Source organism: Streptomyces qaidamensis (assembly GCF_001611795.1).
In the GTDB taxonomy this organism is placed as follows: domain Bacteria; phylum Actinomycetota; class Actinomycetes; order Streptomycetales; family Streptomycetaceae; genus Streptomyces; species Streptomyces qaidamensis.
The window spans coordinates 6,704,492-6,716,802 of record NZ_CP015098.1 but is presented as its reverse complement, the minus strand read 5'-3'; the positions used below and the strand labels follow the sequence as shown (position 1 = coordinate 6,716,802).

General features: G+C 71.7%; 8 protein-coding genes and 1 pseudogene. 3 read left to right on the top strand and 6 right to left on the bottom strand.

Annotated elements, in window-relative coordinates:
• Window positions 1–103: 103 nt before the first annotated feature.
• The 3 genes from A4E84_RS29935 to A4E84_RS29925 form a co-directional block, all read right to left on the bottom strand.
• The gene (locus tag A4E84_RS29935) at window positions 104–862 is read right to left on the bottom strand and encodes an NUDIX hydrolase (RefSeq protein WP_062929516.1); all 759 of its coding nucleotides are present in this window, start codon (window positions 860–862) and stop codon (window positions 104–106) included.
• A gap of 129 nt (window positions 863–991) precedes the next feature.
• Complete coding sequence (locus A4E84_RS29930) at window positions 992–2,911, bottom strand: glycogen debranching N-terminal domain-containing protein (RefSeq protein ID WP_062929515.1); 1,920 nt, start codon at window positions 2,909–2,911, stop codon at window positions 992–994.
• Between the two features lie 622 nt (window positions 2,912–3,533).
• The gene (locus tag A4E84_RS29925; protein WP_062929514.1) at window positions 3,534–5,216 is read right to left on the bottom strand and encodes a DUF4192 domain-containing protein; all 1,683 of its coding nucleotides are present in this window, start codon (window positions 5,214–5,216) and stop codon (window positions 3,534–3,536) included.
• Between the two features lie 142 nt (window positions 5,217–5,358).
• Here A4E84_RS29925 and A4E84_RS29920 point away from each other — a divergent pair, with 142 nt between their 5' ends.
• Both A4E84_RS29920 and A4E84_RS29915 read left to right on the top strand, forming a co-directional pair.
• A complete protein-coding gene (locus tag A4E84_RS29920; protein WP_062929513.1) occupies window positions 5,359–7,524 on the top strand; it encodes a RecQ family ATP-dependent DNA helicase in 2,166 nt (721 codons plus the stop codon).
• 312 nt (window positions 7,525–7,836) lie between these two features.
• Window positions 7,837–8,448, top strand: a complete 612-nt coding sequence (locus A4E84_RS29915) for a hypothetical protein (RefSeq protein ID WP_062929512.1) — start codon at window positions 7,837–7,839, stop codon at window positions 8,446–8,448.
• A gap of 295 nt (window positions 8,449–8,743) precedes the next feature.
• On the opposite strand, the gene A4E84_RS29910 is transcribed toward A4E84_RS29915, so the two are convergent.
• The 3 genes from A4E84_RS29910 to A4E84_RS29900 form a co-directional block, all read right to left on the bottom strand.
• On the bottom strand, window positions 8,744–9,373 hold the full coding sequence (locus A4E84_RS29910; RefSeq protein ID WP_079129168.1) for a hypothetical protein: 630 nt from the start codon (window positions 9,371–9,373) through the stop codon (window positions 8,744–8,746).
• Window positions 9,374–9,441: 68 nt separating this feature from the next.
• Complete coding sequence (locus tag A4E84_RS29905; protein WP_062929510.1) at window positions 9,442–10,143, bottom strand: ribonuclease HII; 702 nt, start codon at window positions 10,141–10,143, stop codon at window positions 9,442–9,444.
• Window positions 10,144–10,282: 139 nt separating this feature from the next.
• Complete coding sequence (locus A4E84_RS29900; protein WP_062929509.1) at window positions 10,283–10,903, bottom strand: TetR/AcrR family transcriptional regulator; 621 nt, start codon at window positions 10,901–10,903, stop codon at window positions 10,283–10,285.
• 125 nt (window positions 10,904–11,028) lie between these two features.
• On the opposite strand from A4E84_RS29900, the pseudogene A4E84_RS29895 reads away from it, so the two are divergent.
• Window positions 11,029–12,192, top strand: a pseudogene (locus A4E84_RS29895) (MFS transporter); the annotation flags it as partial.
• Window positions 12,193–12,311: the final 119 nt, after the last annotated feature.

Below are 12,311 nucleotides of genomic sequence, written 5' to 3'. Positions count from 1 at the left end.
TTTTTTCGGGCATGCAAGGCCTGCCTCAGGCTTGCCTCTCACCGTGACCGGGCTGCGGGCAGGTCGAGTTCCGGGGCCGGCGCAGCACGCGCCGGCCCGCCGCTCACACCTCGGGGCGCAGCATCGGGGGGTTGAGCAGCGTCGCGCCACCGGCTCGGAAGAGCTGGGCCGGGCGTCCGCCCTGGCGGGTGGTCGTCCCGCCGGTGGGAACGAGGAATCCGGGTGTACCCGTGACCTTGCGGTGGAAGTTGCGCGGGTCGAGCGCCACGCCCCACACCGCCTCGTAGACACGGCGCAGTTCCCCGACGGTGAACTCGGGCGGGCAGAAGGCGGTGGCCAGCGACGAGTACTCGATCTTGGAGCGGGCTCGCTCCACTCCGTCCGCGAGGATCTGTGCGTGGTCGAAGGCGAGCGGCGCGACCGTCTCGGTGTCCCGCCCGTAGCCGCCCTGCTGCAACAGTTCCTCGACCGGGGCCCACCGCGCGTTGCTGGCGTCCCCGCCGGCTCTGGGCGCGGGCAGGTCGGGGGCGAGAGCGAGGTGCGCGACACTGACGACCCGCATCCTGGGGTCCCGCTTGGGATCTCCGTAGGTGGCGAGCTGCTCCAGATGTGCGCCGTTGTCCTGCGCCGGGACGGACGGGTCGTGGACGCGCAGTCCGGTCTCCTCGGCCAGCTCGCGTTCCGCGGCCTGCGCCAGGTCTTCATCAGCCCGTACGAAACCGCCGGGCAGCGCCCAGCGCCCCTGGAACGGCGGTTCGCCCCTGCGTACCGCCAGCGCGCACAGGGCATGGCGGCGCACGGTCAGCACGACCAGGTCCACGGTGACGGCGAAGGGAGGAAACGCTGACGGGTCGTAGGGCATGCGGCGATCATAGTCGTCTGCCTGACGATAAACACAGCCTTCGCCAGTCCCGTCGCTTACTGATCCACTTCGGTCCGGTAGGGACCACAGCGCCTGCCATCCGGTCCGGAAATGGCACGTCGTCGCACGTCACACCCCCAGTTGCAGCTCGTCGGCAGCCTCCTCGACCATGGCGAGCCCCAGCCGGCTGACCCGTACGGAGAACGGAGCGCCCGCCACGCGCAGTCCCGTGAAGCCGACCTCCCCGAGGGGCGCACTGCGCACGGGACGCAGGGTGACCGTCCCGGCCGGGGCGTCGGGGCGGATGCCGGCGAGGGTGGTCAGCAGCAGGACTCCCGCAGCCGCCGCTGTGGCTGCGGGGCGGCAGGCTGCCGGGTGCGGGAGCGGGGCGCCGCCTTCCGTACGCTGCTCCCCCGCGTACATCTCGGGCAGCCGGTAGGAGAAGGTCTCGGCAGCCACGAGTACGCCGCGCAGAAGCGAGCTCGCTTCCTTCTCGTAGCCGGCGGCGGCCAGTCCCGCTACGGCGAGTGCGGTCTCCTGGATGCGTACGGCTCCTGCACGGTGGCCGAACGGATTGAATCCCGGTTCCTTCGCGCCCAGTCCGCGCAAACCCCACCCCGAGTCCATGACCGGGCTGCCGAGCAACCGCGCGAGATGCTCGGTCCGGACCTTGTCGAGCAGGCCGGGTGCCGGCTCGCCTCCGCCCAGCAGACCCGTGTCGAGAAGGTGCACGGCGGCCGCGCCCAGGTGGGGTACCGGGCTGCCGTCCGGCCTGCGGGCCGCCGCGGGTCGGCCGCCCCCGCGATCCTCGACCCAGAAGTCCTCTCGGAATGCGGTCCGTAGGGTTTGCGCCCGCTGCCGGAGTGCCGCTCCCCCTTCCCGGCCGCAGGCGTCGAGGAGGTCGGCGCCGAGCAGCGCGGCACGGTGAGCGTGGGCTTGTGTCTCGCAGCGGACGGACCCGCCCTCGTTCACATCGCGCAGGTACGGGCCGTCGCCCAAGGTGGTTCGCAGCCAGGCCAGGCAGCGCTCGGCGGCGGGCAGCAGCTCTTCCGTCTCCTGGTCGGGAAGACCCCAGCGGCGGGCCTCGGCGAGCAGAGCGGGAAAGAGCAGGGTGGCCTCTGTGCCGGTGCACTGCGGCGGAAGGTGCGGCCCGGCGTCCCGTCGAGGGCCTGGGATCATTCCGGCCTGTGCCCCAGAGCCGGGGAGTTGGGTCCGGGCGAGGGTCCTCAGCGTTCCCGCGGCGAGGCCGGTGCCGAGCGGCAGTGCCATCCGGGCGGCGGCGAGCGCGTCGGCGGGGGCCAGACCGCAGCGCCAGGGGGCCCCGGCTGCGAGATGAGTGTCGGCGGGGTTCGCGGAGTCACGCAGGAGGAGCGCTTGGAGGTCCTCGACGCTCGTCCGCAGGAGGGCGGGGACTCTCAGGTCGTCGCCCTCCGCATGCGCGGCGGCCAGCGGGCTGGTCGCTGCTCGTCCCACGGCTCGGAGGGGCCCTGCGCCGTCCGGCCGCACCCGCAGTTCGACGGTTCTGCTGCCGCCGGGTGGCAGGTCGAGCTCCCACCGCAGCAGCCCCGTCGAGGCAAGGGCGTCCGCGGGAGGCGGTTCGGCCGTGACGGACGCGTTGCCGGTGGCGCAGGACCAGCGCAGGCCGGAGCCGTGGACACTGGCGGGGAGTTCGGGCCCTGCACGCCCGGAGGCGATCGCCCCGAGATCGGCGAGGTCCGTGCCCAGGACGATCTCGACCGGCAGCCGCAAGGGGCGGGAAGCCGCACTGTGCAGGGTGATCCGCTCCGTGCCGTCAGCGAAGCGGTTGCGTTCCACGATCACGTCCGGGTCCGGGCCTGCCTGGGGTGACGTGCGGAGTGTGCCCACGAACCTGGCGCGGTCGGCCGTGACCATCCGGGCCTGGACCGCGAGGGGTTCTCGTCCGGCGACGCGGAGCTCGCACCGGGAGAGCACGCGCCGGCCGGCCCGGTAGAACCCCTCCAGCCCGCGGCCGGTCAGCTGCCCTTCCTCGGTCGAGATGGCGAGGCCGGGAAGGGCGACACAGATCATCGCGGTGTGGGCGGGGGGCAGGTCGGCAGACCAGCGCAGTCCGGGGATCGTGGCTCCCCGGGGCGAGGACGCAGACGGGTGCCCCCCGGGTGAGGGAGTCCGTCCTTGAGCAAAGGGCGGTGCGACTGAGCCATGTCCCGACCCCGCACCGGGGCGCCGGTTCTGGCCCGCCCACCGGGGAGACGATCGACCCGGGCCGGGCGACGAGGGCGGCCGCGAGTCGGGGCCGGTGGGTGCAGAGGGGAAGGACGTGCTGCCGGGGAACCGTGGTCCGTATCCGTCGAGACGTGCCGCCGGCCGTGGAGGGACGACCTGGTCCCCCGCCCTCGGCGCCCCGGCCCCCGGCGGGCCGAGACCCGATCCGAGAGGCGGTGGGGGGCCTCCTTGGGGGCGACGGTCGTCGGCGGCGGAGGGCGGAGTCGGCTGTTGCATGGGATGGCTTCCTCTGCGCTCGGTGCGCCTGGATCAGGTTCGGCGCCGGTGCCGGAGGGATCCGACGGGGCAGGGGCAGTGCGGCGTCATGGCCCGTCCGGCCGTTCCGCCACTCAGGTGAACGGTGGGACCGTCCTCCGAGTCACGCCCTGGGACCGGCCCATGAACCTCGAAGGCTCCGGACGAGGGCTCACTCCTCGCCGTCCTTGCCGTGGCCGGGCTGTGGACCTTCCTGGCCCGTGTCCCGGCCGGGCACGGCCGCCTTCTTCGACGTACGCGCCCGCGTGCCGCCCGTTCGCACGCTTCCCGATCGCGCGGTACTCGCCCTGGTCGCACGGCCGGGACGAGGACCGGTTTCGGTGGCCCCGGCAGGGTGTGTGGTGCGCACGGATGGACGCCGCCGGGGAGCCCGGGCACCCGTGTCACGGTCTTCCGCCCCGGTACGGCCGGAGGCTGAGCCGGCGGAATCGGCAGGAAGAGAGCGGCGGCGACGGCGTGACGGCATCGCTGCCGGTGAGGGCTTGTCGTGTGGCTCGACTTCACGCGCCACCGTCGTCTCGCGGCCGTCCGGCGCGTCACCGGCCGCCCGTGTTTCCATGAGATCGGCCACCGCGGATCCACGGCCTTTCCGCTCCGCTCGCAGGCAGTTGCGGATCGACTCCGGGTCGAGACCTTCGTTGCAGGCCTGGTGCAGAAGCCGGGCGAAGAGGTAGTCGGGATCGGCGCCCAGGGCCATGGCGAGGGCTTCGCGGGCCTCCAGTTCGTCGCCGGTGGACCAGGAGACCCAGCCGGCGAGGGTGAGCGGCGCAGCGGCATGCTCTCCGTAGGGTCCGACGCAGCGCCGAGCCAGTGTCCGCCAGAGGCGAAGGGCGTGTCCGGCTTCATCGCCCTCCATCCACTCGGCCGCGCGGTCACGGGTCGCTCGGTCCTGGAGGCCGAGGATCAGCCGGGCGGCCTCGTCGTACCCGAGCAGTTCGTCGTCGCGGAGATCCGCCAGGAGCATGCCGGTCACGGGCTGTGCCTCGGCGAAGCGGTCCAGGATCTTCCCAGCCAGTTCCAGCGTCTCGTCGGCCACGGCGGCACGGCCGGCGTCGTCCAGGATTTTCGGCACCAGGGCCATGCTGGCGGCGTCCAGGGCGGCCTCCTGCTCAAGGGCCGCGGCGTTCTCCCAGGGCAGCAGCCGGGCCCGGAGCTCCCGCAGTGTGCCGCGAACCTGGATACCGGCGTAGGTGGCCGCCGCGGCCAGCACGGAGGTGCCGGGCAGGCCCATGGCGGCTCCCTCGGGGGTGCAGCATGTCGCGTTGTCACAGCAGTACGACCAGTACCGGCCCTCGGAGATGCACAGCGCCTCGACCACCACCACATCGAGGGAACCGCACTCGACGCGCAGCCTCTGGGCCAGGGGCCTCAGCCGCTCCATCACCTGCCGGCCGGTCTGGCCCTTCTCCGGTTCCTGGCACAGGAAGGCGACCATCGACTCGGGCCGTGCGCCTCGGCGCTCGCTGCCCGTCACGAGGCCATGGGACAGTTGCCGCGCCGCGGACGGCCAGTCGTCAGCGTTCGCGGGGATACCGAGACGGGCCCGGCCTCCGAACCGCCCGCGTCCGTCGCTGTCGTGCAGAGCGACCAGGACGATGCTGTCCTCAGGGCGGTACCCGAGCAGGTACGGCAGAGCGTCGGCCAGTTCGGCCGGAGTGCGCAGTGTGACCTGGTGCTCGCCGCCGTGGCTGTCGTACGCGGGGGTGGAGGCGTGCAGCCGGGACGTGTCGCTTGCCTTCTTCTCCTCTTCACCGTTCTTCCGCCCGCTCTGCGCTTCGGGCCCGGTGATGTCGCCGTTCTCGGGGGATCCGGTCGTTTCGCTGTGGTTCGTCATGCGAAGACGATCTCGCGGAACCCAAACCTCCGCTTGACCCTGTGGATAAGTTCGATCAGGAACACGTCAGCTCAGGCCGGCGCGTCCACAAGCTCGCGGTGCGCCGCTCCGGATGTCAGTGCGGTCCTGTTGTATGGAACGCATGGAGCACACGAGCAACGCGGAACTCCGGGCGGCGGCCGACGCTGTCCTCACCCGTCTCGTCGGGGACGTCTCGGGGGAGGCCCGGCTGCGCGAGGACCAGTGGCGGGCGATCGAGGCGCTGGTCGCAGAAAGACGCCGTGCCCTGGTCGTCCAGCGCACGGGCTGGGGCAAGTCCGCGGTCTACTTCGTGGCGACCTCGCTGCTGCGGGCCCGGGGCAGTGGCCCGACCGTGATCGTGTCCCCACTGCTCGCGCTCATGCGGAACCAGGTCGAGGCGGCAGCTCGGGCCGGCATTCACGCCCGGACCATCAACTCCTCCAACACCGAGGAGTGGGAAGCCGTTCAGGACGAGATCGCCGCGGGCGAGGTGGACGTTCTGCTGGTGAGTCCCGAACGGCTCAACAACCCGGACTTCCGCGACCAGGTCCTGCCCCGGCTCGCTGCAGCCACCGGGCTCCTGGTGGTGGACGAGGCCCATTGCATCTCCGACTGGGGCCACGACTTCCGGCCGGACTACCGCCGGCTGCGCACCATGCTCGCCGATCTCCCACCCGGTGTTCCGGTGCTCGCTACCACCGCTACGGCCAACGCGCGCGTGACGGCCGACGTCGCGGAGCAACTCGGAACCGGCGGCAGCTCGGACGCCCTCGTGCTCCGGGGCCCGCTCGACCGGGACAGCCTGAGCCTGAGCGTCCTGCGGCTGTCGGACGCCGCGCACCGTATGGCCTGGCTGGCCGAGCACCTCGACGAACTGCCGGGGTCCGGAATCATCTACACCCTTACCGTGGCCGCCGCCGAGGAGGTCACCGCCTTTCTGCGACAGCGGGGGCACACGGTCGCGTCGTACACGGGCAAGACGGAGAACGCCGACCGCCAGCAGGCCGAGGAAGATCTGCTCGGCAACAAGGTGAAGGCGCTGGTCGCCACGTCAGCGCTCGGGATGGGCTTCGACAAGCCCGACCTGGGCTTCGTGGTGCACCTGGGTTCGCCCTCCTCCCCCATCGCCTATTACCAGCAGGTGGGCCGCGCGGGGCGAGGCGTCAAGCATGCCGAGGTGCTCCTGCTCCCGGGCAAGGAGGACGAGGCGATCTGGAAGTACTTCGCATCGCTCGCCTTCCCCTCCGAAGACCTGGTGCGCCGCACGCTCGACATCCTCGCGCACGCGGAGAAGCCCCTGTCGCTGCCCGCCCTGGAGCCACTGGTGGAGCTCCGCCGGTCCCGCCTGGAGACCATGCTCAAGGTCCTCGACGTGGACGGGGCGGTCAAGCGCGTCAAGGGCGGCTGGATCGCGACCGGGCAGCCGTGGACGTATGACGCCGAGCGGTACGCGTGGGTGGCACGTCAGCGCGACGCCGAGCAGCAGGCCATGCGCGCGTACGCGTCGACAGACGACTGCCGTATGGAGTTCCTGCAGCGCCAGTTGGACGACGAGGCCGCCAAACCGTGCGGTCGCTGCGACAACTGCGCCGGTCCGCGCTTCACCGCCGACACGTCCGAGGAGGCGCTCGACGCCGCGCGCGTGGACCTCGGCCGGGCAGGTGTCGAAGTGGAGCCCCGACGCATGTGGCCCACTGGACTGCCGGCGATCGGAGTGGACCTCAAGGGCCGCATCCCGGCAGGCGAACAGGCCGCGTCGGGACGCGCGCTGGGAAGGCTGTCGGACATCGGGTGGGGGAACCGGCTGCGGCCCATGCTTGCGCCCCAGGCCCCCGACGGGCCCGTGCCCGACGACGTGGCGAAGGCCGTGGTCGACGTACTGGCCGACTGGGCCAGGGGGCCCGGCGGCTGGGCCCCGGGCGCCCCGGAGGCCGGGCCTCGCCCGGCCGGCGTCGTCACCATCGCCTCGCGCACGCGGCCGCAGCTGATCGGCTCCCTCGGGGCGCGCATCGCCGAGATCGGGCGGCTGCCGCTGCTGGGCGCCGTCGAGTACACCGGCGACGCGCACTCGGGCTCCCGGAGCAACAGCGCCCAGCGACTGAAGGCACTGGACGGGGCTCTGGCCGTGCCGCCCGCCCTCGCCGCCGCCCTCGCCGAGGCCCAGGGCCCGGTCCTCCTCGTGGACGACTACACGGAGACCGGCTGGACCCTCGCGGTCGCGGCGCGCATGCTCCGACGCTCCGGCGCGCAGGGGGTGTTGCCACTGGTGCTGGCCGTGCAGGGCTGACGTCGACCCCGGGCCGGGGCGGCTGCCCCGGTGCACGCCTCTGGACGCCGTACACCCCCATGGCGTACGAACGTGTCGTGCTCGAACGCCCCATGGGTGGTCCGGCGACACATACGGTGGGGATATTAGCCGCGCATCATCTGATAACGGTCGGCTGCCTCAATTGCTCGTTGCCGCATTCAAGTTCGACAGGAAGAATTGAGGTCTGCTCCCGCACGGCTCGCCGGCCGCTCCGGTAGGGCTTCGCTGCGGTGCGCGCTCCCAGGAATCCGACCCCGCCCGCAGTGTGGGCGCGTAGCCGAAGGGAGGACCGTGACCTTCGGATTCGCTCCGGCCTCGGCAGCGGCGTCGACGTCCGCTGCTTCCGCCAACCGCTTGCTCGAACCCGCGGAATGGGCCGCCGCCGGGATCCCACTCCTGCGCAACCCTCGTGAGATCGTCAGCGGACTGCATGCCCGTCACCACCCGCAGCCCGCGACCGCTGTCGTCGCCGTGCTCGACCCGGACGAGCGGCTGCGGGCGAGCGCCTCGTTCGTGCGCCGTCCGGCCCCGGCCGACGGCTGGATGTTCCGCAACGCACTCCTTGCGCAGTTGCGCCGGGTCATCCCGCACGACCTGCGCCGCCGCACGCCGGTGCGCACCGCGGTACTGCTCTACTGCCGTGAGGGCGACGCGCGTTGGACGGAGGAGGACGGCGCGTGGATGTGGGGGCTGCGCGACGCGTGCACCCTGCACGGTCTGCGCTGCGGGGCGTACATCACGCTGACTCGTGACGGCTGGCAGGTCCTGGGCGAGGACCGGGGCGGACGCCGCCCTCACTCGGCCTCGGCACCGGAGCCGTTCGCCACGTCGGAGGCACCGCCACCCATACCGCGCACCGGCGGCGCCTCCGAGGTGCTGCGCCGCGCGGCGGCGGCACGCTGAGTCCCGGGCGGACCGTTCCGCACCGATCCGGGCTGTCGGCCGGTCGACCGCGCCCCCTCGCACGCACACGACGACGGCTGGGCGGGCGGCCGGAACCAGCACATCTGAACCCTGACCCGGCCGAACCGCCCGCACGGCGGTCTGCCGCAGCAACGGAAGCGCTTCCCCGACCGCCAGGCCTCACGCGAGCACGGCCTCCCGCCCGCCGGGCACGGTGAACAGCCCGCCGTGCGGCGCCGCCGCAGCGGCGCCTGAAGTCAGCCCCCAGCGCCCTACCGGGCGCCGTGGCATGGACTCAAACGCCCGCGCCCAGCACCGAGTTGATCCGCTGCGGGTCACCGCAAACGATCAGCAGGGCGCCGGCCCGGGAGTGAGCCGCGGACAGGGCACTCGCGGCTGCGTCCTCGGGACCGCCGTTGACGGCGACCACGACCACCGGACGCGACGCGGCACGGGCCGCGATGGTGACATCCGTGTAGAAGACGTCGTCGCCGGCGTCGTGCTGAGCCCAGTAGGAGGCTTCACCGAAGGACAGCTCGTGGGCGGCCCACGGGTGCTGCTCCCCGGTCGTGATCACCAGCACGTCACCGGGGGCACGACCGGAGTCCAGCAGCAGGTCCACGGCTTCCTCGGCGGCGTCGAGCGCCCCCTCCACGGAAGCCGGAATCAGCTGGATCTGCGGGGTGACCGGAGCGGTCGCGCCAGCGGCGGGACCCGACGGAGCGGGCTTGGCGGCCACGTCGCGCGGCGTGCGTTGCATCGGCGGCGCCGGCCGGAGAGGGCCGGGGCGACCGGGACGCGACGGAGCCGCGGGACGGGGGCCGGGTACGGGACGGGGGGTCGGCGCGGTACGGCCGCTGGCCGGCGTGGCGCGGGGACCCTGGGCACTCTCGTGAATCTGAGGCTCCTCGGGAATGAGAGGCATGAGTTGATATTTATCAAACGTTGGTACGGCCCGCGTCGGCGGGTGGCGCATGCGTGCGAACGAAACCGTCAGAAATCGAAGCCGAGCTGACCCTCGATCTCCGGAACACTTCCATCCGCCCAGTTGCGGACCTTCTTGAGGTGCCGCCACTGGGGCAGCGCATCAAGATACGCCCACGACAACCGGTGGTAGGGGGTGGGGCCCCGCTCCGCCAGTGCGGCCTTGTGCACGGGTGATGGATACCCGGCGTTGTCCGCAAAACCGAAGTCTGCATGGTCGATACCCAGTTCGGCCATCATTTTGTCGCGCTGGACCTTGGCGATCACCGAGGCCGCCGCGACCGCCACACAGGACTGGTCACCCTTGATCACCGTACGGACCCGCCAGGGCGCACCGAGGTAGTCGTGCTTGCCGTCGAGGATGACCGCGTCGGGACGCACCGGCAGTGCGTCCAGCGCACGCCCCGCCGCGAGCCGCAGCGCGGCCGTCATCCCCAGGGCGTCTATCTCCTCCGGGGAGGCATGCCCCAGCGCGTACGACGTCACCCAGGTCCGAAGTTCCTCGGCGAGGACGGTACGTCGCTTGATGGTGAGCAGCTTCGAGTCCGTGAGCCCCTCGGGGGGACGGCGCAGTCCGGTGATCGCCGCGCAGACGGTGACGGGACCGGCCCACGCGCCGCGCCCCACCTCGTCGACACCTGCAACGATCTTCGCTCCGGTCGTGGCTCGAAGGGAGCGCTCGACGGTGTGAGTAGGCGGTTCGTACGGCATGGCGCCCCTAGATTACGCCGCCCGGAACCGCCCGCGACACCCCGGTCCGCCGCGGCCCGCGAACAACCCGGCCTCGGGCATCGGCCGACCGGAGCGCGGGGCACGTCCGGCCGCGACGCAAGGCCCCTCGGCCCCGGCCTCAGGAACTGTGCGGCCGCAGCAGCGGAACCATCAACTTGTCGATCATTTCCTCGACTTCACGATCCTGCCATTCACAGCCGCACATTTTCGAGCGATACATCATCATCGCCGGTATGGCGTCGAAGACGTAACCGTTCGCAGCTTCGGGGCGCACCTCACCACGCTCGATCCCCCGCTCGACGACCTCCCGCAACATCCTCATGGTGGGCTCCACGACACCCTCGAAGATCACACCGTGGAAGCGTTCGACCTGCGCCGTGTCGCACTCGTGAATCACCGAGCGAAGTGCGAAACCAGGGCGGGAGAACATGGCGTCACGAGCTCGCATGCACAGCGCCAAGAGGTCCTCGCGCACGCCCCCTTCGTCCGGCGTGGCGTCGAACTCCGGCAGCCCTGCGCGCAGGGCATCGGCGACAAGGTCCTCCTTGGACGGCCAGCGCCGGTAGACCGCGGCCTTGCCGGTCTGGGCGCCGGCGGCGACGCCTTCCATCGTCAGGCCGTTCCAGCCGACCGTGCTGAGTTGATCCAGCACGGCCTCGAGGATGGCGCGTTCGAGTACCACGCCGCGGCGGCGGGCGGCTGTCCGAGCGGGGGCGTCCGCCCAGCCGGGGGTAACCATCTGACTCTCTCCAACGAGCAGAGGAAGCGGGCATTCCGGGGATGAGGCCACATCGGGCGGCCACACAAAGGGGACGTGCCGCACGACGACGTCGCAAGTGAACGCTTGCGTTCACTGTTCGGGGCGCCTCGCCCACCTTGCTGGCGCTCATCACCACCACGTTCCCCGAGGGTCCGGAGCGCAACCGGGCCTTCGGTGTCTTCGCCGCGGTCTCGGCGGGCGGTGGCGCCATCGGCCTGCTCGCGGGCGGCATGCTCACCGAGTGGCTCGACTGGCGCTGGGTGCTCTTCGTGAACGTGCCGATCGGCGTGCTGATAGCCGTGCTCACTCCGCTCTACATCAGCGAGTCCGAACGTCACACCGGCCGCTTCGACATCGCTGGTGCGGTGACCTCGACCGCGGGCATGGCGTCTCTCGTCTACGGCTTCATACGCTCTGCGGACGAGGGATGGCGGGACAGCCTCACCATCGGGTCCTTCGCCGCCGCTGTGGTGCTGCTGCTGGCCTTCGCGATCATCGAGGCGGGCCAAGGAGCCGATCACCCCGCTGCGGATGTTCGCCGACCGCAACCGCTCGGGCACGTACGTGATCATGCTGAGTCTGGCCGCGGCGATGTTCGGCATGTTCTTCTACATCGTGCTGTTCGTGCAGAACGTGCTCGGGTACAGCCCGATCGAGGCCGGGCTGGCCTTCCTGCCCGTGACGGTCGTGATCGCCCTGGGCGCGGGTCTGTCGCAGCGCTTCCTGCCGGTGCTGGGCCCCAAGCCCTTCATGCTCGTGGGCTCCGCGCTCGCGATGATCGGACTGGCCTGGCAGGCTCTCATCAGCTCCGACAGCACGTACGTCGGCGGGGTCCTCGGCCCGATGCTGGTGTTCGGCTTCGGCATGGGGCTGAACTTCGTCACGCTCACGCTGACCGCCGTCTCCGGTGTCGCTCCGCACGAGGCGGGTGCCGCGTCCGGGCTGCTCAACACGACACAGCACTGGGCGGATCGCTGGGCCTGTCCATCCTGACGACGGTCTTCGGCACGGCCACCAAGGACGAGGCGGAGAAGCAGCTACCGCAGTTCATGGCCGACGGGTCCGCGGAACAGAAGGCGGAGTTAGCCAGGACCCAGCAGTTGCCCGCGCCGTGGGGGCACGAGGTGTTGGCCCAGGGCATCTCGACGGCCTTCATCCCGGCCGCCGCGATGGCCGTACTCGCCCTGGCCACTGCATGGCTGGTGATCCGGGTCCGCAAGAGCGATCTGGAGGTGCTCTCCGGCTCGGCCGGACCGGGGCTCGGCTGACGCAAGAGCGCCGCGAACCGGCGCCGGCGGCCCGTCGGCGGGCACGACGCAGGACCGCCGACGGGCGCCGGGCCGGTTCGCCTCCGACTGCGGACGGCCGGGCTGCAGCAGGGAGCGCA